Origin of the sequence: Nocardiopsis sp. SBT366, from assembly GCF_001083815.1 — a bacterium.
Taxonomy (GTDB): domain Bacteria; phylum Actinomycetota; class Actinomycetes; order Streptosporangiales; family Streptosporangiaceae; genus Nocardiopsis; species Nocardiopsis prasina.
The window spans coordinates 1-22,816 of the sequence record NZ_LAVM01000088.1 but is presented as its reverse complement, the minus strand read 5'-3'; the positions used below and the strand labels follow the sequence as shown (position 1 = coordinate 22,816).

The following is a 22,816-nucleotide window of genomic DNA, read 5'->3' as shown; positions in this document are numbered from 1 at the left end:
CTCCTCCCCCGGAAGGCCCCCTCCCCCGAAGAGGATCGCGCGCACATGAACAGTTCGGAATCCGACCCCGGCCGTGTCCTGGTCAACCGGTACCGCCTGGACGAGGTCATCGGCGCGGGCGGCATGGGCCGGGTCTGGCGCGGCACGGACACACTGCTGGACCGCCCGGTGGCGGTCAAGGAGCTGACCACGCCGCCCAGCCTCCCGCCGCACGAGGTCGACGTCCTGCGCACGCGGATGATCCGCGAGGCCCGCAGCGCCGCCCAGCTCAGCCACCCGTCCATCATCACGGTGTTCGACGTGGCGGAGGAGGACGGCCGCCCGTGGATCGTGATGGAACTCGTCCGGGGTCCCTCCCTCGGCGACCTCATCAAGGACGAGGGCGGACTGGCGGTCCCGCGCGCGGCCAACGTCGGCGAGCAGATGGCCGCCGGTCTGGCCGAGGCGCACGAGCGCGGCATCGTGCACCGCGACATCAAGCCGGGCAACGTGCTCATCGCGGGCAACGACCGCGCCGTCCTCACCGACTTCGGCATCGCCCACCTGGACGGTTCCACCCACCTGACCAGCACCGGGCTGCTGATCGGATCCCCGAGCTACCTGGCCCCGGAGGTCGCGCACGGGCGCGCGGCCACCTCCGCCTCCGACATGTGGGCGCTCGGCATCACGCTCTACCAGACGGTGGAGGGCACCCTCCCGTTCGACCGGCCCACCCCGATGGCCACGCTGACCGCCATCGTCACCCAGGACCTGCCGGAGACGTCCAACGCGGGCGCGCTCCGCCCCGTCCTGGAGGCCCTCACCGAGAAGCGCCCCGAGGACCGGCCGTCGGTGACCGAGGTCCGCGCGCTCCTCCGGGAGATCCGGGACTCCGGGGGCTCGACGAGCACCACCATGGTGGCACCCGCCCTCGCGCCCGAACCAGCCCTGGAACCGGCCGACCCGCAGGCCCCGTCCGACTGGAACCGGGTCACCGACCAGGGCACCGTGCACCGCGCGGTCAGCGCCGCCGAGGCCGCACCCGCCCCGGTCCCGCCGCCGCCCGGCGTCCCCCGGCGCCCCCGCGAGCACGCGGCGGGCTCCCGCAGGAGGACGCTGCTGGTCGCCGTTGCCGCGGTCGTCCTGCTGGTCACCGTCGGCGCGGCCACGCTGTTCGTCAGCATGGACCGGTCGGACGACACGGACGCCGGGCTGGCCGGTTCCAGCGAGGAGCAGCCCGCCGGAGGCGCCCCGGAGGAGGAGGGCGCCACAGAGGAGACCGAGGCCTCCGCCGGTGCCGAGGGTGAGGGCGGCGCGGAGGAGGAAGCGGCGGCCGAGGACGAGGACGACGAGGAGGAGGACGACCAGTGGGACTTCCTCGAACGCCACGAGGACTCCAGCGGCTTCTCCGTGGACGTGCCCGGGAACTGGGAGGTCGACCGCCAGGGCCACATGGTCTACTTCCGCAACCCGGACGGCGGCTACCTGCTGGTGGACCAGACCTCCAACCCCAACGACGACGCGGGTGACGACTGGCGCGACTTCGAGCCGACCGGCCGCCAGAACTTCGGCGGCTACTCGCTGATCGGCATCGAGGACGTGGACTCCGACTGGGCCGACGACTACGTCAGCGCCGCCGACTGGGAGTTCACCTTCAGCGGGCGCAACGGCGAGATGCACGCCATCAACCGCGGCTTCCACACCGAGGACATCGGCTACGCCCTGTTCCTGGTGAGCGCCGACGAACAGGACTACAACCACGAACTCCTCGACCGCATCTCGGAGTCCTTCGACCCCGCCTAGCGACTAGGCGCTCCGGGAGGGCGGCGGGGGCGTGCTGGTGGACGAACCGGCGCCGTGGTTGAAGCCGCCCGCCTCGTCCTGGGTGAGCGAGGGCGTGGGCGGGTGGCCGCGCAGGTGCTCGATGGCGCGCTCCAGGTCGGCCAGGAACAGGTCGCCCATGTCCCGGCTGAAGCCGTGCCGCACCAGCACGCGCTGGATGACCTCGTCCTGGCGGTCCACGGGCAGCGGGTAGGCGGGGACCAGCCAGCCCCGGGTGCGCAGGCGGTCGGCGAGGTCGTAGAGGGTGAAGGGCTCGTCGCCGACCATCCGCCACGCCACGGCGCTGATGCCCCGGTCCGGGTCGCCGCCGTGGATGATCTCGAACGGGCCCATGGCGGCCACCCGCTCGGCCAGGTGCCGGGCCGTCTCCGTCTGGGCCCCGTGCACGCGCCGGTAGCCCTCGCGGCCCAGGCGGACGAAGTCGTAGTACTGCGAGACGACCTGCCCGCCGGGGCGTGAGAAGTTCAGGCTGAAGGTGGCCTCCTCCCCGCCCAGGTAGTTGACCCGGAACACGAGGTCCTCCGGCAGGTCCTCGGCGGTGCGCCAGATCGCCCACCCCGCGCCGAGCGGGGCCAGTCCGGTCTTGTGGCCGGAGGCGTTGATCGAGCGGACCCGGGGCAGCCGGAAGTCCCAGACCAGGTCGGGCTCGGTGAACGGGGCGACGAACGCGCCGTTGGCCCCGTCCACGTGCACGCGGATGTCGTGGCCGGTGCGCTCCTCGAAGCGGTCCAGGGCCTGTGTGATGCCACGGACGTCCTCGAAGAGCCCGGTGAAGGTCTGGCCGAAGTTGCAGACCACCATGATGGTGTTCTCGTCGCAGTGACGCTCGACGTCGTCCGGTTCCAGCACGTACCTGTCACCGCGCAGGGGGACCTGGCGGAGCTCGACGTCGAAGTAGCGGGCGAACTTCTCCCAGCACACCTGGACCGGCCCGCAGACGAGGTTGGGTCGGTCGGTGGGCCGGCCCGCCGCCTCGCGGCGCTCGCGCCAGGCGAACTTGGCGGCGAGCCCGCCGAGCATGGCGGCCTCGCTGGAACCGGTGGTGGAGGTCCCCAGGGTCCCGGCCGGGTCGGGGGAGTGCCACAGGTCGGCGAGCATGCGCACACAGCGCCGCTCCAGCTCGGCGGTCTGGGGGTACTCGTCCTTGTCGATCATGTTCTTGTCGAGCGACTCGTCCATGAGCCGGTGCACCTCGGGCTCCACCCAGGTGGTGCAGAAGGTGGCGAGGTTCATCCGGGAGACGCCGTCGAGCATGAGCTCGTCGTGGACCAGTTGGTAGGCGACGCGCGCCTCGGTGCCCAGGCGCGGGAAGCCGTCCTTGGGTGCGCCGTGGCGCATCAGCCACTCCGCGTAGACGTCGGCGTCGCTGTCGTCCTCGTGCCCGCCCATCCGCGCCCCCGTGCTCACCGTGATGCCATGGTCGCCACCAGTATGCGATCCGGAGTCCCCTCCGGACGGGAGGACCCGCGCGGCGTCAGCCCCGGTCCTCGTCGAGGAGCCTGGCGTCGTGCACCAGCAGGGCGATCTGCACGCGGTTGTTCAGGTCCAGCTTGGTGAGGACGCTGGACACGTGGGTCTTGACCGTCGGCACGCTCAGGAACAGCCGTGCGGCGATGTCGGCGTTGGACCGCCCCTCGCCGACGGCGACCGCCACCTCGGTCTCCCGCCCGTTCAGCACCGACAGGCGGGCCCTCGCCCGGTCCGCGCGTGCTCCCTGATCGGTCTGGGCGACCCGGTCCATGAGCCGCCGCGTCACGTTCGGCGACAACACGGGGAAGCCCCGCGCCACCCGCCGCACCGACTCCACGATCTCCTCGGGCGGGGTGTCCTTGAGCAGGAACCCCGCGGCCCCCGCCCGCAGGGCGCGCAGCACGTGCTCGTCGGCGTCGAAGGTGGTGAGCACCAGCACCTCCGGTGGGTCGGGCAGGGCACGCAGCCGCTCGGTGGCGGTCAGGCCGTCCACCGTGGGCATGCGGATGTCCATCAGGACCACGTCCGGCGAGTGCTGCTCGACCAGCTCCTGGACCGCGCCGCCGTCCTCGGCCTCGGCGAGCACGCGCACGTCCGGGGCGCCGCCCATCATCATCACCAGACCGACCCGTACCAGGGCGTCGTCGTCGACGATCACCACACCGATCCGTCGGTCCACGTCCCGCTCCGTTTCGCTCATGAGGGCCACGGTAGCCAGGCGGAAAGGCGCCAGCCACCATCGGCGGTCGGGCCGTACTCCAGGCGGCCGGAGGCGAGGGAGACCCGCTCGGCCAGGCCGACCAGGCCCTGGCCGCCCCCGGGCGCCTCGGTGACCGCCTCCGGGTCGTGGACGGCGGGTCCGTTGCCCACCTCCACGTTCAGCCCCCGGCCGGGGGACCCGGAGATCCGCACGGACGTACGGGCGCCGCTGGCGTGTTTGCGGGCGTTGGTCAGCCCCTCCTGGACGATCCGGTACGCGGTGCGCCCGGTGCGTTCGGGGACCTCACCGGAGTACTCCTCCACGAGGTCCACCCCGGCGCCGGTGTCGCCGGCCTCGGTCACCAGCTGGGAGAGGTCGGCCATCGTGGGCTGTGGAAGCTCGCCCACCGGCGCGCGCAGCACCCCGATCACCTCGCGCAGGTCCTGGAGGGCCTGGTGGGCGCTCTCCCGGATCACCCCGGCGGAGCGGGCGACCTCTTCGGCCGGGGCGTTCGGCCGGTACTCCAGGGCGCCGGCGTGCACGCTGAGCAGAGAGAGCCGGTGCCCCAGGACATCGTGGATCTCCCTGGCGATCGACTCGCGGACCCGGTGCTGGGCCTGTTCGGCGCGCAGCTGGGCCTCGGCCTCGGCGTGCGCGGCCCGCTCCCGCAGGGAGTCGAACAGCTGGCGGCGGTGCTGCACCGAGAGGCCCCATCCGGCGGCGGCGCCCTGGAAGACGGCGCTCAGCAGGAACGTCGTCACGACGGGGGTTCCGTGCGGGTCGGGGTGGACCAGGGCGCCCACGTACGAGGCCAGGAAGCTCAGGCCGAGCACCGTCAGCCCCACCCTGGGCGGGCGGTGGACGCACAGGGAGAACAGGGCGACGAGCATCGCCCCCATCGCCAGCTGGGACACCGCTGAGGCCGCCACGAGGACCACGGCGATCCCCACCGGCCAACGGCGCCGCCACCACAGTGCCGTGCAACAGGCGAGGGCGACCAACTGCTCGGTGACCCTGAGGGGGTCGGGCGGAACCGGCGGAGGGGGTTCACCGGGCAGGGTCACCACGCCCAGCAGCCCGAATCCGAGCGCCGTCAGGAACATCAGGGAGTCCACGACCCAGTCGCGCGCGCCGCGCCGGTACCGCTGCCGGGAGGAGGTCGTGTCGTTCATCGTCTCGGAGTCTATGGAGTGGACGACCCGCAGGTGAGGGGACGGGGCCGACTCGATACCGATGGCCGCCCGGGTCGCTACTTTGGTCGCGTGGCGGCCCCCGGGAGAAGACCTCGGAAGGGCGCGCGGCCACCTCGCGGCCGATCCGCGCGAAGGTGCGGGCTCCCTAGCCTCGTGTCATGCGCAGAGCACTCCAGGGCCTGGGTGCCCTTCTCACCCTCATGGGCATCAGCGGGGCCGTCGACCACCTCTGGACGCAGCCGATCCTCGGGATCGTGCTCAACGCCTTCAACCGCCTGGTGGTCCGCAACGTCGCCGTGCTCCAGGAGAACGCCCTGCTCGCCAACCTGGGGCTGGCGGCCTGCGGGATCGTCCTCGTCGTCTGCGTGGAGTCGCTGACACACTCCCGCGGGCGCGGCTGAGACCCCCGCGTCAGCCCCTGACACGGACCGGTTCCACCGTTTCGCGCTCGTTTGGCCCCCGGGAGTGGGTACCGTCAGCAGGCGGAGCACCCGCGCGTGAACCTGGGGGATCACCCGATGAGCACACTGGTCACCGGCGCCACCGGACAGGTGGGTCGACGTGTCCTGACCGAACTGCGCAGACGCGGCCTGCCCGCGGCCGGTGCCTCCAGGGACGGTGAGGTGCGGTTGGACTGGACCGACACCACCAGCTGGGAACCGGCGCTGAAGGGGGTGGAGAGTCTCTTCGTGACCGTTCCCATGGCCAGTGGGCTGGCCGACCGGGCGGGGGCCTTCCTGGAGAAGGCCGCCGGGTCCGGGGTCCGAACGGCGGTGCTGACCACCGCGATGGGGACCGAGAACGGTCCACCCGACTCCGAGCAGCGGGTCCTGGAACGCAGGGTCCGGGAGCTGTTCGACCACTGGACGGTGGTCCGCCCCAACTGGCTGGACCAGGACTTCACCGAGGGCCTCTTCGCCCGGCTGGCGCGCTCGCGCAACGGGCGCCTGGAGCTGCCGCTGCGCAAGCACGCGGCGGTCAGCTTCGTGGACGCGCGCGACGTCACCAACACCGTCGTCGCGGCGCTCACCGACGACTCCCACCACGGCCGGGAGTACACGCTCACCGGGCCCGCCCCCGTCACTTTCCGCGAGGTCGTGCGGATGACCAAGGGGACCGAGAGCCCCGTGTGGCGGTACAAGAAGCTCGACGAGGCCGGGTTCTACTTCCGGGCCACCAACATGGGCTGGTCGGACCGGTACGTGGACACCCTCAACGAACGGTTCCGGGCCGTGGCCAACGGTCAGGCGGCGGTGGTCACCGGCGACGTCCGCCGCGCCCTGGGCCGTGACCCCGTTCCCATGGCGAAGTTCGTCCGCGAGTCGGTGCACTGACCCGGAAGGGGCGAACGCCCGCCTCCCCGAGCCCGGGAGCCGGAGGCGGGCGTCGTGAGGCCGACGGCCTACTTCAGGAGCTGGCGGGCCATCACCATGCGCTGGATCTGGTTGGTGCCCTCGTAGATCTGGGTGATCTTGGCGTCGCGCATCATGCGCTCCAGCGGGAAGTCCTTCACGTAGCCCGCGCCGCCCAGGAGCTGCACGGCGTCCGTGGTGATCTCCATGGCGGCGTCGGAGGCGTAGCACTTGGCGGCGGCGCCGAAGAAGGCGAGGTCGTCGTCCCCGCGCTCGGACTTGGCGGCGGCCACGTAGACCATCTGCCGGGCGGTCTCCAGCTTCATGGCCATGTCGGCGAGCATGAACTGGATGCCCTGGAACTCGGCGATCGCCTTGCCGAACTGCTCGCGCTCCTTCACGTAGGCCACGGCGTGGTCCAGGGCGCCCTGGGCGATGCCGACGGCCTGAGCGCCGATGGTGACGCGGGTGTGGTCCAGGGTGCGCAGGGCGATCTTGAGGCCCTCGCCCGGGGCGCCGACCATGCGGTCGCCGGGGAGGCGCACGTCGTCGAAGAACAGCTCACGGGTGGGGGAGCCCTTGATGCCGAGCTTGCGCTCGGGCTCGCCGAGGGTCAACCCGGCGTCGTCGGCGTGGACCACGAAGGCGGAGATGTTGCGGCCGCGTTTGCCCTCGGGGTCGGTGACGGCCAGGACGGTGTAGTACTCGCTGACACCGGCGTTGGTGATCCAGGACTTCTGGCCGTTGAGGATCCAGTCGTCGCCCTTGGGGGTGGCCAGGCTGCGCATGGACGCGGTGTCGGAACCGGCCTCGCGCTCGGACAGGCCGTAGGAGAACATCGCCTCGCCGCGCGCCACCGGCGGCAGGTAGCGCTGCTTGACCTCCTCGGAGGCGCCCAGGATCAGCGGCATGGTGCCGAGCTTGTTCACCGCCGGGATGAGTGAGGAGGAGGCGCACACGCGGGCGACCTCCTCGATGATGACGCAGGTCGCGAGCGCGTCGGCGCCCATGCCCTCGTAGTCCTCGGAGATGTGTGCGGCGTGGAAGTCGGTGGCGACCAGGGCGTCCAGCGCGTCCTGCGGGAAGGCGGACTTCTCGTCCACCTCGGCGGCGTGCGGGGCGATCTTGTCCTCGGCCACGGAGCGGACCGCGGCCCGCAGCTCCTCGTGCTCCTCGTTGGTCTTGAACAGGTCGAAGTCGCCCATCACGCTCTCCTCGCTTGGCACCGCGTGCCTGAATATGGCATCCGGTGCCAGGGTAGGAGATGATCGGTGCGAAGTACACAGACGGGGCGGATACCTTGGCGCCGGACGAATCGCCGGGAACGAGCGGGGGAGGTGGGCGTGGCGACGACGCGTGTGTCGACCCGCGAGGCGGTGCTCGCGGCCGTGCGGCTGTTCACCGACGAGGGCTTCGACGGCACCACCATGGACGGCATCGCCGCGGCCACCGGGGTGAGTCGGCGCAGCCTCTTCCGCAGGTTCGGCTCCAAGGAGGACCTCCTCTTCGCCGAGCACGACGAACTCTTCGAGACGGTCGTGCGCTACATGGAGGCCTCCCCCGAGGCCCCGACGGCCACGGTGGTCACCGCCGCGCGCCTGGTCTTCCAGGGTTACGTGCGCGACCCCGAGATCACCGTCCCCCGGTACCGGCTGGTGCGCGCCCACCCCAGGCTGCGGGACCGGGAGGTGGCGATGACCGCCAGGTACCAGGCCGCGTTCAGCCGCTACCTGGCCCAGAGCGCGGGGGACGATCGGCCCTCCCTTGAGGTCGAGATGGTCGCCGCCGCCGTCATCGCCGCCCACAACCACGTGCTGCGCGGCTGGCTGCGCGCGCCCGGGGACGCGGGGGTGTGGGACCGCTTCGACGAGGCGATGACCAGGATCGCCGACCTCGCCGCGCCCCTGATCGGCGGCGCCGGGGCGGAGCGGGGCGGCTCGTCCGCGCGGGCCGCGGGCGAGGGGGAGCGCGTCCTGGTGGCGGTCTACCCGAGCGGCACGGACCCCTCCGACCTGCTGCGACGGGTCTCCGAGGCGGTCGAGCGGGACCGGTAGCCCGATCGGGTCCCAGCCACACCCACGCGCGCGTAGGCTGGACGGGGCCGAAAACAGGGCAGCACACGAGGCGGGGCGGCAGCGCAGATGAGCGTGGACACGGCGGGAGCGACCAAGCAGGAGTCCGAGGTCGCCCAGGAGGCGGAGCGGCGGCGGACCTTCGCGGTCATCTCCCACCCCGACGCCGGTAAGTCGACGCTGACCGAGGCGCTGGCGCTGCACGCCGCGGCCATCTCCTCCGCCGGAGCCGTGCACGGCAAGGGCGACCGCAAGGGCGTCACCTCGGACTGGATGGACATGGAGCAGGACCGGGGGATCTCCATCACCTCGGCCGCGCTGCGCATCGACTACGACGACCGCGTCCTCAACCTGCTGGACACCCCCGGCCACGCCGACTTCTCCGAGGACACCTACCGGGTGCTCTCGGCGGTCGACTGCGCGATCATGCTGCTGGACTCGGCCAAGGGTCTGGAGCCGCAGACCCTCAAGCTCTTCGACGTGTGCCGGGCCCGCAAGATGCCGGTCATCACGTTCGTGAACAAGTGGGACCGGCCGGGCCGCGAGCCGCTGGAACTCCTCGACGAGATCGAGCAGCGCATCGGCCTGCGCCCGACCCCGCTGAACTGGCCGGTCGGCATCGCGGGCGACTTCCGCGGCCTGGTCGACCGCACGAGCGGCACGTACACCAAGATGACGCGGACCCCCGGCGGCGCCCAGAAGGCGATCGAGGAGGTCCTGGACTCCGATCGCGCCGCCGAGGTCGAGCTGGACGCCTGGGAGCAGGCCAAGGAGGAGATCGAACTCCTCGAGGCCCTGGGCGCCGACTTCGACCACGAGTCCTTCATGGCGGGTGAGTCCTCCCCGGTGCTGTTCGGCGCCGCGCTGTCCAACTTCGGGGTGGGCCAGCTGCTGGACACCGTCGTGGGCCTGGCCCCCGCGCCGTCGGCCAAGGTCGACGACAAGGACCGCACGCGCCGGGTGGAGCAGCCCTTCTCCGGCCAGGTCTTCAAGATGCAGGCCAACATGGACAAGAACCACCGGGACCGGATGGCGTTCGTGCGGGTCAGCTCGGGCCGGTTCGACCGGGGCATGGTGCTCACGCACGCGCCCACCGGCCGCCCCTTCGCCACCAAGTACACCCAGGCGGTGTTCGGCTCGGACCGCTCCACCATCGACACGGCCTTCCCGGGCGACGTGATCGCCCTGGTCAACGCGCACGCGCTGGCGGTGGGGGACACCCTGTTCGACGGCCCCAAGGTCTCCTTCCCGCCGATCCCCAGCTTCGCGCCCGAGCACTTCGTGGTGGCGCGCGCGGTGGACGCGGGCAAGTACAAGCAGTTCCAGCGCGGTATCGCCCAGCTCGACGCCGAGGGCGTGGTGCAGGTGCTCACCTCCGACGTGCGAGGCGAGCAGGCCCCGGTGCTGGCGGCGGTCGGCCCGCTCCAGTTCGACGTGGTCAGGCACCGGATGGAGCAGGAGTTCCGCAGCCCGATCGAGGCCTCACCGTTGGAGTACTCGGTGGCTCGCCGCACGGACGAGGAGTCCGCGCCGACGCTGCACGCGCTGTCCGGGGCCGAGGTCCTGCGGCGCCGTTCGGACGGTGAACTGCTGGTCCTGGTCCACAACAAGTGGCGTCTGCGCGTGATCGAGCGGGACCACCCCTCGCTGTTCATGGAGGCGTTGCTCGCCGGTGGTGTCGACGAGGGCGAGTAGCGCCCGTCACCGGCTGTACACCGCGGGCCGGATTCTCCGGCATTGCGTGAAGTCATTGTTTACCGGCGGTGAATGCCGGTCACCCGTTGTCGGCTCCGGTCACGTTCGGTGTGCCATTCGCCGTGCCCTGTTCGGGGTCGTCGCCCGGCTGTGACGAGAGGGACGAATGCCACGTCCGGGACGCGTGTGAACTCTCGTGCGCGGGGCACATACTCAGGTCCCCGGAGTACCGGGGACGGCACTCGCAGGGTGGCCGCCGCACCGCCTCCGGGCTGCGCAGAGGCCAAGATCACCGAGTCGGGGGTGCCCCGCCTCAGCCCTTGTGATCAGGGCGAAGGTACCCTGAGGGCAGGCCGCTAGGGCGTGTTCGAACACCTGGCCGCACCGAGTTCCGTTCGGGTATGTCCGCATCTGTGAAGGGCGGTCCGAAGAGCGGCTCCGGGTGCGTCCCGCGTGGGGGTTCGGGGCGCCCAGGGGACCGGTTCAGGAGGCCAGGGACGGATGGCGGGAGAACCCCGTCGGCGTCCGTGATGTCTCAGGGCGATCACGGCGTTATCGACGTTCGGCAAAGTCTGTAAATCTTCACTCCACGGTAATTCTGATCACGTCTGGGTATGTGTTGCATGTCACCTGTTCGTGAATCGGTGAAACTTATATGATTTTGCTTAACCGTCGTTTAACAAAACAGAACAATAACGAGTGAACAAGTCGCGGCGGCGGATCGCCTCGCGTCTGACGCACCTCACGTATCCCCCGCCTGGAAAGGTTGACCTCGGGCATGAGCGATGACAAAGAGCGCACGGTGGAGCTCCACTACGAGGGCGGCGTGCTGAAGCTGCCGGTTTTCACCGGTACCGAGGGTGAGAGCACCATCGAGCTGAAGACCCTGCTGGGGTCGACCGGTATGACGACCCTGGACCCTGGGTTCGGCAACACCGCTTCGTGTAGCTCGAAGATCACCTACATCGATGGGGCCGCGGGCATCCTGCGTTACCGCGGGTACCCGATCGAGGACCTCGCCGTACACAGCACCTTCCTCGAGTCCGCCTATCTGGTGATCTACGGCGAGCTGCCGGAGCCCGGCCAGCTCAAGGAGTTCTCCGAGCAGCTGCGCGACAACTCCGACATCCCGGCCGACATGGGCGCGTTCATCGACGCGATGCCCCGTAACGGCCACCCCATGGCACTGATCTCCAGCGCCGTGAACACCCTCGCCGCGTACTACGACGACAGCGTGGACCCGGACGACGAGAACCAGGTCGAGCTCGCCACGATCCGGCTGATGGCCAAGCTGCCGACGATCGCGGCCCGCATCTACCGCAACTCCATCGGCGAGTCGCCGATCGCCCCGGACCCCTCGCTCGACTACGTCGACAACTTCATCCGGATGACCTTCGGCGACGAGGCCCCCACCGGTGAGCTCGGCGAGCTGTTCAACAAGGCCGTCGGCATGCTGCTGGTGCTGCACGCCGACCACGAGCTGAACTGCTCCACGGCCACCGTGCGCGTGGTGGGCTCCTCCAAGGCCGACATCTACGCCAGCGTCGCCTCGGGCATCAACGCCCTGTCCGGCCCCTCCCACGGCGGCGCCAACCAGGCCGTCCTGGAGATGCTGGAGGAGATCCGCGACTCCGGTATCTCCATCGAGGACTTCCTGGAGAAGGTCAAGGCCCGCGAGATGCGTCTCATGGGATTCGGCCACCGGGTCTACAAGAACTTCGACCCGCGCAGCAAGGAGATCAAGGTTCTGGCCAGCCAGATCCTCGACAGCCACGACAACCCCGACGAGCTCTTCGCGCTCGCCCTCAAACTCGAGGCCGCCGCGCTCCAGGACTCGTACTTCACTGAGCGCAAGCTCTACCCGAACGTCGACTTCTACACCGGCGTCATCTATCGCACCATGGGCTTCCCGAGCAACATGTTCACCGTGTTGTTCGCCATCGGCCGCCTGCCCGGCTGGGTCGCCCACTACCGCGAGCAGCTCAGCGACCCGGCCTTCCGGATCGCCCGCCCGCGTCAGCACTACATCGGCTCCGCCGAGCGCCGCTACCCCGGTCAGGGCTGACCCCGCCGGAGTACCTCGACCGCCCGCCCACGTCACTGACGAGGGCGGGCGTTCGTTTTCCAGGGTCTGTGTGGAGTGCGCGCCGAGCGTCCCAGTTCCAGGTGAAGAACCTCCCTTGCCGTGTATTTTGCGTACTTTCTGTCATCCGTATGCGACGTTGAGGGAAGTGGCAGAGGGTGACCCCGCACACGAGCGGGACCACACGAGGAAGGGGGCCTGGTCATGGTCCGGTACGCGTTGACAGGCGACATACTCGGAGAACTGAGCCGTCACTGGTGGGTCCTGGTCGTACGCGGTGTGGTCGCGGTGGTCTTCGGTCTGCTGGCCCTGGTCTGGCCCGGGGCGAGCCTGCTGGCCCTGGCGATCATCTTCGGTGTCTTCGCGTTGGTGGACGGGGTCGCGCTCGCGTTCACCGCCTACCGCGCCACACCGGGGAGCCGGTTGTCGCTGGGCGTCCAGGCCGGACTGAGCATCGTCCTGGGTCTGCTCGCCCTCACCTGGCCGATGGCCGCGATCATCGCCATCGTCTTCCTGATCGGCGCCTGGGCGATCGTCACCGGTGTCGCTGAGATCGTCACCGCCGTGCGCCTGCGCGCCCACATCAGCTCCGAGTGGCTGCTGATCTTCGTCGGCGCCCTCTCGGTGATCTTCGGTCTCCTGATGTGGTTCTGGCCGTTGGCGGGCGCGGAGGCGATCATGCTGGTCGTCGGTGTGTACGCGATCGTGTTCGGTGTGGTCATGGCGGTCGCGGGCTTCCAGCTGCGCGGCGCCACGGGCGGCGTCCGGTCGACCAGCGAGCAGGACACCGTCGCCACCGCGGACGCCGACACCGACGCGGACCTCGACGGGGCGGGCGGTGCCACGGCCGCCGCCGGGGAGGACGCCGAGCGTCCGGTGAGCGCGTTCGACGAGGGGTACGCGGGCGGCTACACGGACGGCTACCGCGGCGAGGGGAGCGACACCGAGCAGGCGCCCGGGGACGACGAGACCGCCTCGCCCCGCTCGGGACGCCACAGGGCCCCGAAGAAGGGCCCGAACGACCCCGGGACCCCGTAGGGCCGGGGAACCGTGGCCCGAGCCCGGAGCCGGGGCCACGGGCGGCTCAGCCGCCGCTGACGAGGAGGGGGCCGCGCCGGTCGACCTGGCTGCCAGGGACGACCAGCGCGGCCTTCTCCTGCTGCCATGCCCGGAAGTGGGGGGACCGCCGGTGCTCCGCCAGCGCGGCCTCGTCCGCGAACACCTCGTACACCCAGAAGGCGTCCGGGTCCCCGGGGTCGCCGACCACGTCGAAGCGCCAACAGCCGGGCTCCTCCCGCAGGGCGTGCGCGGCGTTGCGGGAGATCCCGGCGAGGAAGTCCTCGCGGCGGCCCGGCAGGGCGCGGATCGAGATGACCAGTGCGACGGGGGAAGCGGTCACGTGGGGTCCTTCCTGGCGGGGGGTGGCCTCGAAAAAGCGCTGGACGTCCGGGCAGGGCTGCCCTAACCTGGCGCGCATGTACTTCCAGCAGATCTACGGCTAGGACCCGGCGTCCACGACGCCCCGCGCCGTCCCCTCGGGGGACCGGCGCACCCCAGTCCTACCCGTAGACGATCCTCTGGAGAAGTACCTTGACCCGCCGCCTTCACATCGCCATGGTCGGTGTCCCCGCCGTGAGCCACGTCCTGCCCAGCCTGGAGATCATCCGGGAGCTGGTCGACCGCGGCCACCGGGTCACCTACGCCAACGACCCCGTGGACCGGGTCGGCGAGCTGATCGCCTCGACCGGCGCCGAACTCGTCCGCTTCACCACCACGCTGCCCACCGGCGACGAGGAGTGGTCCGACGACCCCGTCGAGGGGATGGACGTCTTCCTCGACGACGCGATCAACGTGCTGCCCGTTCTGCGGGACGCCTACGACGAGGACCGTCCCGACCTCCTCCTGTACGACATCGGCGGGTACGCCGCCCGGGTCCTGGGCGTCAACTGGGGCGTGCCGACCGTCCAGCTCTCACCCACCTACGTGGCCTGGGCCGACCACGGGGACACCGTCATGGAGTGGCTGCGCGCGCGGCCCGGCGCCACCGAGCACTTCGCGAAGTTCGACGCCTGGCTGGCCGAGAACGGGGTCACGGGGCTGGACCACGCGAGCTTCGCCGGGGCCCCGGACCGGGCCCTGGCCCTGATCCCGCGCGAGATGCAGCCCTTCGCCGACACGGTCTCGGACGCGGTCACCTTCGTGGGCCCGTGCCTGGGCGCGCGCGGGGACCAGGGCACCTGGCGGCGCCCCGAGGGGGCCGAGCGGGTGCTGCTGGTGTCCATGGGGTCGGCCCTGACCCGGCTGCCCGGGTTCTACCGCGAGTGCCTGCGTGCCTTCGGCGACCTGCCGGGCTGGCACGTGGTGCTCCAGGTCGGCCGGTTCGTGGGCACCGACGAGCTGGGCGAGGTCCCCGCCAACGTCGAGGTGCACTCCTGGGTGCCGCAGCTGGACGTCCTCCGCCAGGCGGACGCCTTCGTCACCCACGCGGGGATGGGCGGCTCCAGCGAAGGCCTGTACACGGCCACACCGATGATCGCGGTGCCCCAGGCGACGGACGGGTTCGACAACGCCGACCACCTCGAGGCGGCCGGGGTGGCCCGTCGGATCGACTCGGCGGACGCCACGGCCGAGGTACTGCGCTCGGCCCTGCTGGACCTGACCTCGGACCCGGAGGTGGCCGCGCGCCTGGCGGCGATCAGCGCCCGGCTCCGGGACGGCGGCGCCTCGTACGCGGCCGACCTCATCGAGGCCGAGGCCGCCGAGTAGTCCGGGACGGCGCCCCCACCAACGCGGTGCGCCGCGCCCACTCGGGCACGGCGCACCGCGGTGGCGTTCCACCAGGACTCCGGGCCGCTCCACGACGGCCGTCATCACCAGTCACCAGGAGGAACCACCATGGACCACCTCGTCGTCGTCACCGGCGGCCCGGGTTCGGGCAAGACGACGCTGATCGACCACCTGGCCGGGCTCGGCCACCGGCGCACGGTCGAGGCGGGTCGCGCGATCATCCGCGACCAGCGGGAGATCGACGGACTCGGCCTGGCCTGGCGGGACGACGCCCTCTTCGCCGAGCTGATGCTGGCGTGGGAGATGCGATCCCACCGTGAGGCCGCCGAGCACGACGGGCTGGTCCTGTGCGACCGGGGCGTCCCCGACCTGGTCGGGTACCACCGCCTGCGGGGACTGCCCGTGCCCGCACACCTGTGGGCGGCCACCCGTGCGTTCCGCTACCGGCGCACGGTGTTCGTCGCCCCGCCCTGGCCGGAGATCTTCGCCGGGGACACCGAACGCCACCAGTCGCCGGAGGAGGCCGAACGGACCTTCGAGGCGATGTGCGAGGCCTACCCGGCCTGCGGGTACGAACTGGTCACCCTGCCCCGCGTCCCCGTCGCCGACCGAGCACGCTTCCTCCTGGACCACCTGGACGGCTAGGGCTCAAGGGACATGCCGCGGGCGTTCAGGAGGTCGCTCAGGATGTCGGTGCCCGTGGGGCCCATGCCGTGCAGCCGCAGCAGCTCGGTCTCACTCACCCCGTCCAGCTGTTCCAGATGCGTGTACCCGGCGCGGTTCAGGGCCCTGCGTGCAGGGGCGCCGATACCGGGGAACTCTTCCTCTGTTCTGTCCATGCCGTTGTCGTACCCAGCGGACGGGATACCTGAGATGACATGTGTGTTGCGTTTGTGGCCGCTCGTGGCCGTAAACGCGGGAGTCCCTTGTGGTTCGGAGTGGGCACGGCCACACTCTTGTCCTAGGTAACGGGAGAAATCGGTGCGGTCCGCGGTCCGCTGGAGGTGTTTCGTCGGGTGGGCAGGGACGCGGATCCCGAGGTGACGCCGATGAGCTGGGAGGTGCTCGACCACGCCATCAACCATGTGCGGGGCGAGGCCGACCGCATCAAGCTCCGTCTCGCGGACCTGGACCAGCACGTGGGACACCGGCTGCTCAGGGACGCCGACCTCGAGGGCGGCACCCGTGAACGCTGGGAGCACGCCGCCGCACACCTCCACAGCCTGTGGACGGTTCACGGCGCCTTCGCGCTCGTGCTGGACCGCGCGAACCTGGTCCGCGAACTCGGCGGCGAGGATCCCCAGAGGGAACTCGCCTTCCTGCTGAGGGGCCAGTCCGTCACCCTGCCGCTGGACCGCGGACCCCTGCTCGAACGCGGTCTGCTCGATCCCGACTCCGAACGCGTCACCATCGCCGAGGCCATCGCGCGGATGTCGGCCGACTACGACAAGGCCACGGAGGTCATCTCGGCGGTGGAGACCGCCTGGGACGTCCTGCACCCCCGGCTCGCGGAGCTGGAGACCATGTGGCAGGAGGTCTGCACCCTCTCGGACCAGGTGGAACTGGGCGAGGACGAACACGAGGGTCTGCGCCGACAGCTCGTCCGGGTGGGGGAGACCGTTCGCCGGGACCCGCTCGTCCTGGTCGTCGAGGCCCGTGTGGACACCTCGTCACTGGACCACCTCCGGGGACTCCTGGCCCGCACCCGTGGCGAACTCCGCGACGCGCTGAGGATGCGCGACTCCTACTCCGAGAGCGTGGCCCGCCTGGTCTCGGCCATCGACGACGTCGAGCAGGCCCTCCGGCGCGCGCGTGCACTGCGGGAACGGGTCGTGGCGAAGATCTCCGAACCCGGGGCCATGGACGTCCCCGACCCGGTTCCGGGGCTGCGCGCCGCCCTGTTGGAGATGGACCTCCTGCGTTCCCGGAGCGACTGGCGGGGTCTGGGCGCCCGTCTGGGCCGGGTCCAGCACGACGTGCACCAGGCCAGCGACGCCGCACAGGAGTGCGAGCGCAACCTCTCGGAGCTCTTCGCGCGCCGGGCCGAGCTTCGCGGCCGTCTGGACGCCTACCGGGCCCGCGCGGTCCGCCTCGGTCTGGCCGAGCACGAACGGCTCTCCGGACTCCACGGCCGCGCGCACTGGGAACTGTGGAAGGCCCCCTGCGACCTGCGGGCGGCCACCAGGGCGCTCTCCGCCTACCAGAGGTCGCTTCTGGAACTTTCGGGAAGCGATTCCCCGGACGACAGAACCAGACCGGGATACGGGGCGTCTGACGGCGAGACTGATGGTGGTGTGACCTAGATGACCATGTGCACTTCCCCCGGCTGCCAGGGCCAGATCGAGGACGGCTTCTGCGTGGTGTGCGGACTGGCCCCGGTGGGCGTACGCCCTCCCTCCCCGACCCCAACGGCGCCGCGTCCGCCGGTGTCCGGACCGCGGCGCGCGGCCGTCCGGAACCAGGACCCCGTCGACGAGCGCACCCAGCCCTCCTACGCGCCCCACCGGGCCCCCGGTCGGCGGTGGACCGTCGGCGGCTCCGACGCGTCGTCCGTCCCCTCCTCGGGTGCCTCCTCGGGAGGTTCCACACGGGACTCCGACGGCGACGACGCGGCCGTGCACTCCCACCCGATCAGCTCGGGGAACATCCGCCTGTCCGGCCGGTCCGGACCGAGCAGCGGCTCCGGGACCATCGGTACCTCGCCCAGCGGGAGCGGCGGCTCCGGCCGCGGCGCCCGGCGCGGCATGCTCGGCCTCGGCCTGCTCCAGGTCCCCCTGGTCCCGGCCCACAACCCCTCCGACGCGATCATGACCAACCCGGTCGTGTCGGAGAAGAACCGGTTCTGCGGCAACTGCTCCGAGAAGGTCGGCCGGTCGCGCGGTGAACAACCGGGCCGCACCGAGGGGTTCTGCCGTCAGTGCGGGACCCAGTTCTCCTTCACCCCCAAGCTGGTCGAGGGCGACGTGGTGGGCGGCCAGTACCAGGTGCTCGGCTGCCTGGCCCACGGCGGCCTCGGGTGGATCTACCTGGCCCGTGACCTCAACGTCAACAACCGCTGGGTGGTCCTCAAGGGCCTGCTCAACGCCGGTGACGCCGAGGCGCACAAGGCGGCCGCGGCGGAGCGCGCGTTCCTCTCCGAGGTCGAGCACCCCAACATCGTCAAGATCATCAACTTCTCCCAGCACCCGGATCCGCGCACCGGAATCCCGGGCGGCCACATCGTCATGGAGTACGTGGGCGGCAAGTCCCTGCGGGAACTGCTGGTCGAACGCCGGGCGAACGGCTCGGCCGAGGAGGTCCTCCCCCTCGGCCAGGTGATCGCCTACGGCCTGGAGTGCCTGCGCGCCCTGGGCTACCTGCACTCCAGGGGCCTGCTCTACTGCGACTTCAAGCCGGACAACGTCATTCAGAGCGAGGAGCTGATCAAGCTCATCGACCTCGGTGGCGTCCGGCGCATGGACGACACGCTCAGCCCCGTCTACACGACCCCCGGCTACCGGGTGCCCGAGGGCGAGCTGCGCGGACCGGGCCCCACGGTGAGCGCCGACCTCTACTCGGTCGGCCGGGCCCTGGCCGTGCTCAGCTTCCACTTCAGCTTCATGCGCCAGCACCCGCACAGCATCCCCGACCGGCACGAGGTGCCCCTGCTCCAGCGGTTCGAGTCCTACGACCGCTTCCTGCGCCGGGCCACCAACATCGACCTGGAGGCCCGCTTCCACGACGCCGGGGACATGGCCGACCAGCTCACCGGGGTGCTCCGCGAGGTCCTGTCCGACATCGAGGGCACCCCGCACCCGGCGGCATCGGTGCTCTTCGGCGGTGAGAGCTTCACCCTGGTCTCCGACGTGGGGACGCACAACGCCGACCGCATGCTGAGTCCGCCACCGCCCACCGAGTCCGCGGGGATGCTGCCCGCCCCGCTCATCGACCCGTCCGACCCAGCGGCCCAGCTCCTGCGCAGCTTCGGCGGCATGTCCCCGGCCGAACTCATCCCGACCCTGCGAGCGGCCCAGACGCCGTCCCCCGAGACCCTCCTGATGCTCGCCCGGGCCCTGATCACGGTCGGCAGGCACGGCGAGGCCCTGGACGCCCTCCAGCAGTTCAGCACCGCGATCCCCGGTGACTGGCGGACGATGTGGTACCTCGCCGTCGCCGAGCTGAGCTCCGGCAGTTTCGAGGGAGCCCGGGGGCACTTCGACGAGCTCTTCGACCACCTCCCCGGGGAGGTGGCGCCCAAGCTCGGTCTGGCGCTGGCCTGTGAGCGGACCGGGGACCTGGAGACGGCCGCCCGCCAGTACTCCACGGTGTGGTCCACCGACCACTCGTACGTGAGCGCGGCCTTCGGACTGGCCAGGGTCAGGCTGGCCCAGGGCGACCGGGCCGCGGCCATCCGGGTCCTGGACGCCGTACCCGAGCTGTCCAGCCTTTACGTGCACGCCCAGACCGCGCTGATCGCCGCGCTCGCCACCGGCGCCACCGACGGCGCCGACCACGTGCGCGCGGGGGAACGACTCGACCGGATCGGGCTGGACAGCGAGTCCGCCGACCGGCTCGCCACCCGTGTCCTCGAAGCGGCCCTGGGCTGGCTGCGGGCGGGCGGCGCGGCCCCGGCCGGCCAGCGGCTCCTCGGTGGGGAGTTCACCGAGGAGGGCGTCCGAGCCAACCTGGAGCGCCGGTACCGGGCCCTGGCCCACCGCTCCAGCCGGACGCCGGAACGCCACGAGCTCATCGACAGGGCGAACTCCCTCCGCCCCGTGACACTGCTGTGAGAAGTGAAGGAACGGCGATGACCGAGGTACGGACCTGCCCTGCCTGCGCCGAAACGGTGTCGAAGGGCGACCTCTACTGTGAGGGCTGCGGCCGTACCCTCCCGGTGGACGCGCGCTCCGGGGCGGGGAAGGGCGGCCCGCCCGACCGCGTCCCCACCACGCCACAGGCGAGCATGACCGGGACCTTCCGCAGGGTCGTGTCCGCGGAGGACGAGACGGTGACGGTCGAACGCCCCGGGCTGGTCCCGGCCGAGGGCGCCCCCACCGCGCCCCAGGTGAGCCTGCAAGGCGCCGTCGACGACGTGTCCGCCGCGCCCGCCGTCTCCGCGTCGGGCCCCACTGAGTCGGCCGCGTCCGCCGCGCCCGTCCCGTCCGGCGCAGACGAGGCGCCGGGGTCGGACTGGGACGACGTCGACTCCCAGGCCACCCAGCCGGTGCGCCGGGACCCCGCCCCCGCCGAGCCGTCGCCGTCGCCGAGCGTGGTCCCCGACTGGCCGCCGCCCGCCGTGGGCAGTGAACCGGTCTCGGTGGACGACCCCGACCTGTGCGTGTGGTGCCCCGGACGGGTCGCGGACGGGTACTGCGAGAAGTGCGGCTTCCTCCAGCCCACCGGCCGGGACCACGTCGAGGTGCGCACCCCGCGAGCCTTCGGCGTCAGCGACCGCGGCCTGCGGCACAGACGCAACGAGGACGCCATGGCCGTCCGGGTCGTCGAGGACGACGCGCCGCACGCCGCCGGGACCGTCGTGGCCGTCGTCTGCGACGGGGTGTCCAGCTCCCCCCGCTCTGACGAGGCCTCCCGGGTCACCGCCGAGACGGGCGCGACGGTGCTCGCCGAACGCGTGCGACGGGGCGCGGACCCGCGCGAGGCCACCGCCACCGCGATGACCCGCGCGGCCGAGGCGGTGGCCGCGATCGCCGACTCACCCAGTTCCGCCCCGGCCTGCACCTTCGTGTCCGCGGTGGTGGACCCGGTCAGCGGCGCCGTCACGGTCGGCTGGGTCGGTGACAGCCGCGCCTACTGGATCTCCGGTGGTCCGGCCTCCAGCGCCTCCGCCCTGCTCACCCGGGACGACTCCTGGAGTGAGGCGATGGTGCAGATGGGCGCCCTCTCCCGGGAGGAGGCCATGCGCTCGGCCAACGCCCACGCGCTCATCGCCTGGATGGGAGCGGACTCGGGGGAGATCGACGCGCACATCTCCACCGTCACCCCGACCGGCCCCGGGGCCGTCCTGCTGTGCAGCGACGGCCTGTGGAACTACTACCCCGAGGCCCGGGACCTGACCGAGGCGGTGCCGGGGGCGTCGAGCGCACCGTGGGAGGCCTCCCGCACCTACGTCAGCCTCGCGCTGCGGGCCGGTGGCAAGGACAACATCACCGTCGTCGTCGTTCCCGTGCCCACCGACCAAGGGGGTCCCCGTGCCGGACAGGTCTGACCGCTCCGCCGAGCCCGAGTTCCGCGTCGAGATCGACCAGAACCCGTACCTGCCGCTGGGCGGGACGGAGGTGCACGCCGTGGTGAGCGTGACCTCGAACAGCCCCGTGCTGGTGGGTTCGTCGGTGCGGGCCTCGGAGGTGATCATCGTCGACACCTCCGGCTCGATGTACGGGGAGAAGATCAACGCGGCCAAGCGGGCGGCCCGCGCGGCCATCGAGACCCTGCGCGACGGGGTCCGCTTCGCCGTCGTGGCCGGGCACCGCGAGGCCGAGATGGTCTTCCCCGAGTCCGCCCGCCTGGTGGAGGTGGACGCCTCGACCCGGGCCGCGGCCCTTGAGGCAGTGGGACGGCTCCGCGCCGACGGCGGCACGCGCATGGGGAACTGGCTGCTCAGGGCGGCCGAGCTCTTCGACACCGCGGGCGACGGCATCCGGCACGCAATCCTGCTCACCGACGGTCAGAACAACGAGATGTCCGAGGTCTTCGAGAGGGTGCTCCGACGGCTCGAGGGCAGCTTCGTGTGCGACTGCCGGGGCGTGGGCACCGACTGGAAGGTGGAGGAGTTGCGCCGTATCGACGCCGCGCTGCTCGGCGGCGGCCCCGGCATCGTCGCCGACCCCGCCGATCTGGAGGCGGACTTCCGGGCGATGGCCCAGGCCTCCATGGGGAAAGCGGTGGCCGACGTGGCGCTGCGCCTGTGGACCCCGCAGAACGCCGTGGTGCGCTACGTCAAGCAGGTGGCGCCCACCGTCCGGGACCTCACCCACCGGGCCGTGGAGCGGGTCGCCCAGGCCGGGGACTACCCCACCGGTTCCTGGGGGACGGAGAGCCGCGACTACCACGTGTGCGTGGAGGTGCGGCCGGGCGACCCGGGCCGCCAGCTGCGCGCGGGCTGGGTCCGGGTGGTGCTGCCCGGAGAGGGCGACGCCCAGGACCAGGTCCTCGCCTCCGGGAACATCCTCACCGAATGGACGTCGGACGAGGACAGGGCCACCGAGATCAACCCCCGGGTGGCCCACTACACGGGCCAGGTCGAACTGGCCCAGGCGATCCAGGACGGGCTCGACGCCCGTCGCGAGGGGGACGACGCGACCGCCACCACCAGGCTCGGCCGGGCCGTCGCGCTCGCACACGAGTCGGGCAACGAGGAGACCGCGAGGCTCCTCGACCGCGTCGTCGACGTCGTCGACGCCGCCACCGGAACCGTGCGGCTCAGGACCAGCGTCGACAAGGTCGACGAGATGACCCTCGACACCAACTCGACCCGGACCGTACGGACCCGCCCCCACCCGGGTGGACCGGCACCCGGCGGCGCCCCCGGACCCGGGTAGGAGGGACCATGCCGAGCTGCCCGTCGGGGCACCACTCCACGGCCAACGACTTCTGTGACGTCTGCGGACTGCGTCTTCAGGCCCTGTCGGTACCGCCCCCCACCC

The 22,816-nt window shown here is 71.5% G+C and carries 19 protein-coding genes and 1 pseudogene; 14 read left to right on the top strand and 6 right to left on the bottom strand.

Annotated features, from left to right (window positions below):
- Positions 1 to 45: 45 nt before the first annotated feature.
- Positions 46 to 1,782 carry a serine/threonine-protein kinase gene (locus tag ADX84_RS21485; RefSeq protein WP_049578412.1) on the top strand — a complete coding sequence of 579 codons (1,737 nt, stop codon included), beginning with the start codon at positions 46 to 48 and terminating at the stop codon, positions 1,780 to 1,782.
- Between the two features lie 3 nt (positions 1,783 to 1,785).
- On the opposite strand, the gene ADX84_RS21480 is transcribed toward ADX84_RS21485, so the two are convergent.
- The 3 genes from ADX84_RS21480 to ADX84_RS21470 all read right to left on the bottom strand — a co-directional run bounded on the left by ADX84_RS21480 (position 1,786) and on the right by ADX84_RS21470 (position 5,163).
- Positions 1,786 to 3,228: a glutamate decarboxylase gene (locus tag ADX84_RS21480; RefSeq protein ID WP_369801131.1), complete on the bottom strand. Its 1,443-nt coding sequence runs from the start codon at positions 3,226 to 3,228 to the stop codon at positions 1,786 to 1,788.
- Positions 3,229 to 3,295: 67 nt separating this feature from the next.
- Entirely contained in the window at positions 3,296 to 3,991 is a 696-nt protein-coding gene (locus tag ADX84_RS21475) for a response regulator transcription factor (RefSeq protein WP_199776662.1), read from the bottom strand.
- Positions 3,988 to 5,163 carry a sensor histidine kinase gene (locus tag ADX84_RS21470; protein ID WP_049578406.1) on the bottom strand — a complete coding sequence of 392 codons (1,176 nt, stop codon included), beginning with the start codon at positions 5,161 to 5,163 and terminating at the stop codon, positions 3,988 to 3,990. Before ADX84_RS21470 ends, ADX84_RS21475 begins: the two co-directional genes overlap by 4 nt.
- 179 nt (positions 5,164 to 5,342) lie before the next feature.
- Between ADX84_RS21470 and ADX84_RS21465 the strand changes: the two genes are divergently transcribed.
- A complete protein-coding gene (locus ADX84_RS21465) occupies positions 5,343 to 5,585 on the top strand; it encodes a hypothetical protein (RefSeq protein ID WP_049578404.1) in 243 nt (80 codons plus the stop codon).
- A 117-nt stretch (positions 5,586 to 5,702) separates the two neighbouring features.
- A complete protein-coding gene (locus ADX84_RS21460; RefSeq protein ID WP_049578418.1) occupies positions 5,703 to 6,518 on the top strand; it encodes an NAD(P)H-binding protein in 816 nt (271 codons plus the stop codon).
- Positions 6,519 to 6,586: 68 nt separating this feature from the next.
- On the opposite strand, the gene ADX84_RS21455 is transcribed toward ADX84_RS21460, so the two are convergent.
- Positions 6,587 to 7,741, bottom strand: coding sequence for an acyl-CoA dehydrogenase family protein (locus ADX84_RS21455; RefSeq protein WP_049578402.1), 1,155 nt, complete (start codon positions 7,739 to 7,741; stop codon positions 6,587 to 6,589).
- Positions 7,742 to 7,873: 132 nt separating this feature from the next.
- Here ADX84_RS21455 and ADX84_RS21450 point away from each other — a divergent pair, with 132 nt between their 5' ends.
- The 4 genes from ADX84_RS21450 (at position 7,874) to ADX84_RS21435 (ending at position 13,424) form a co-directional block, all read left to right on the top strand.
- Positions 7,874 to 8,590, top strand: coding sequence for a TetR/AcrR family transcriptional regulator (locus ADX84_RS21450; protein ID WP_049578400.1), 717 nt, complete (start codon positions 7,874 to 7,876; stop codon positions 8,588 to 8,590).
- 87 nt (positions 8,591 to 8,677) lie between these two features.
- Complete coding sequence (locus ADX84_RS21445) at positions 8,678 to 10,303, top strand: peptide chain release factor 3 (RefSeq protein WP_049578397.1); 1,626 nt, start codon at positions 8,678 to 8,680, stop codon at positions 10,301 to 10,303.
- Positions 10,304 to 11,081: 778 nt separating this feature from the next.
- Positions 11,082 to 12,368: a citrate synthase gene (locus tag ADX84_RS21440; RefSeq protein ID WP_049578394.1), complete on the top strand. Its 1,287-nt coding sequence runs from the start codon at positions 11,082 to 11,084 to the stop codon at positions 12,366 to 12,368.
- A gap of 222 nt (positions 12,369 to 12,590) precedes the next feature.
- A complete protein-coding gene (locus ADX84_RS21435; RefSeq protein ID WP_049578392.1) occupies positions 12,591 to 13,424 on the top strand; it encodes an HdeD family acid-resistance protein in 834 nt (277 codons plus the stop codon).
- Between the two features lie 46 nt (positions 13,425 to 13,470).
- On the opposite strand, the gene ADX84_RS21430 is transcribed toward ADX84_RS21435, so the two are convergent.
- The gene (locus tag ADX84_RS21430) at positions 13,471 to 13,785 is read right to left on the bottom strand and encodes a putative quinol monooxygenase (RefSeq protein ID WP_049578390.1); all 315 of its coding nucleotides are present in this window, start codon (positions 13,783 to 13,785) and stop codon (positions 13,471 to 13,473) included.
- A 215-nt stretch (positions 13,786 to 14,000) separates the two neighbouring features.
- On the opposite strand from ADX84_RS21430, the gene ADX84_RS21425 reads away from it, so the two are divergent.
- Complete coding sequence (locus tag ADX84_RS21425; RefSeq protein ID WP_049578416.1) at positions 14,001 to 15,152, top strand: macrolide family glycosyltransferase; 1,152 nt, start codon at positions 14,001 to 14,003, stop codon at positions 15,150 to 15,152.
- A gap of 129 nt (positions 15,153 to 15,281) precedes the next feature.
- Positions 15,282 to 15,818 carry an AAA family ATPase gene (locus ADX84_RS21420; RefSeq protein WP_049578387.1) on the top strand — a complete coding sequence of 179 codons (537 nt, stop codon included), beginning with the start codon at positions 15,282 to 15,284 and terminating at the stop codon, positions 15,816 to 15,818.
- Here ADX84_RS21420 and ADX84_RS21415 read toward each other — a convergent pair.
- On the bottom strand, positions 15,815 to 16,012 hold the full coding sequence (locus ADX84_RS21415) for a hypothetical protein (protein WP_049578385.1): 198 nt from the start codon (positions 16,010 to 16,012) through the stop codon (positions 15,815 to 15,817). The two genes, ADX84_RS21420 and ADX84_RS21415, sit on opposite strands and share 4 nt — an antisense overlap.
- Before the next feature lie 210 nt (positions 16,013 to 16,222).
- Between ADX84_RS21415 and ADX84_RS21410 the strand changes: the two genes are divergently transcribed.
- From ADX84_RS21410 to ADX84_RS27130, 5 genes and pseudogenes are all read left to right on the top strand, one after another.
- Positions 16,223 to 17,476 (top strand): hypothetical protein, encoded by a 1,254-nt coding sequence (locus ADX84_RS21410; RefSeq protein ID WP_049578414.1) that lies wholly within the window; start codon positions 16,223 to 16,225, stop codon positions 17,474 to 17,476.
- Positions 17,477 to 19,942, top strand: coding sequence for a serine/threonine-protein kinase (locus tag ADX84_RS21405; protein WP_049578383.1), 2,466 nt, complete (start codon positions 17,477 to 17,479; stop codon positions 19,940 to 19,942).
- A gap of 17 nt (positions 19,943 to 19,959) precedes the next feature.
- A complete protein-coding gene (locus ADX84_RS21400) occupies positions 19,960 to 21,378 on the top strand; it encodes a PP2C family serine/threonine-protein phosphatase (protein WP_049578381.1) in 1,419 nt (472 codons plus the stop codon).
- Positions 21,362 to 22,711 carry a VWA domain-containing protein gene (locus ADX84_RS21395; RefSeq protein ID WP_049578379.1) on the top strand — a complete coding sequence of 450 codons (1,350 nt, stop codon included), beginning with the start codon at positions 21,362 to 21,364 and terminating at the stop codon, positions 22,709 to 22,711. The genes ADX84_RS21400 and ADX84_RS21395 overlap by 17 nt, the downstream gene beginning before the upstream one ends.
- Positions 22,712 to 22,719: 8 nt before the next feature.
- A pseudogene (locus ADX84_RS27130) lies at positions 22,720 to 22,816 on the top strand (FHA domain-containing protein); the annotation flags it as partial.

Bases quoted from the DNA above. Each gene is read 5' to 3' on its own strand.
- ADX84_RS21415 (WP_049578385.1), bottom strand. From the start codon at position 16,012: ATGGACAGAACAGAGGAAGAGTTCCCCGGTATCGGCGCCCCTGCACGC.
- ADX84_RS21440 (WP_049578394.1), top strand. From the start codon at position 11,082: ATGAGCGATGACAAAGAGCGCACGGTGGAGCTCCACTACGAGGGCGGC.
- ADX84_RS21400 (WP_049578381.1), top strand. From the start codon at position 19,960: ATGACCGAGGTACGGACCTGCCCTGCCTGCGCCGAAACGGTGTCGAAG.
- ADX84_RS21425 (WP_049578416.1), top strand. From the start codon at position 14,001: ATGGTCGGTGTCCCCGCCGTGAGCCACGTCCTGCCCAGCCTGGAGATC.
- ADX84_RS21410 (WP_049578414.1), top strand. From the start codon at position 16,223: ATGAGCTGGGAGGTGCTCGACCACGCCATCAACCATGTGCGGGGCGAG.
- ADX84_RS21460 (WP_049578418.1), top strand. From the start codon at position 5,703: ATGAGCACACTGGTCACCGGCGCCACCGGACAGGTGGGTCGACGTGTC.
- ADX84_RS21485 (WP_049578412.1), top strand. From the start codon at position 46: ATGAACAGTTCGGAATCCGACCCCGGCCGTGTCCTGGTCAACCGGTAC.
- ADX84_RS21435 (WP_049578392.1), top strand. From the start codon at position 12,591: ATGGTCCGGTACGCGTTGACAGGCGACATACTCGGAGAACTGAGCCGT.
- ADX84_RS21475 (WP_199776662.1), bottom strand. From the start codon at position 3,991: ATGAGCGAAACGGAGCGGGACGTGGACCGACGGATCGGTGTGGTGATC.
- ADX84_RS21420 (WP_049578387.1), top strand. From the start codon at position 15,282: ATGGACCACCTCGTCGTCGTCACCGGCGGCCCGGGTTCGGGCAAGACG.
- ADX84_RS21445 (WP_049578397.1), top strand. From the start codon at position 8,678: ATGAGCGTGGACACGGCGGGAGCGACCAAGCAGGAGTCCGAGGTCGCC.
- ADX84_RS21470 (WP_049578406.1), bottom strand. From the start codon at position 5,163: ATGAACGACACGACCTCCTCCCGGCAGCGGTACCGGCGCGGCGCGCGC.
- ADX84_RS21455 (WP_049578402.1), bottom strand. From the start codon at position 7,741: ATGGGCGACTTCGACCTGTTCAAGACCAACGAGGAGCACGAGGAGCTG.
- ADX84_RS21405 (WP_049578383.1), top strand. From the start codon at position 17,477: ATGACCATGTGCACTTCCCCCGGCTGCCAGGGCCAGATCGAGGACGGC.
- ADX84_RS21465 (WP_049578404.1), top strand. From the start codon at position 5,343: ATGCGCAGAGCACTCCAGGGCCTGGGTGCCCTTCTCACCCTCATGGGC.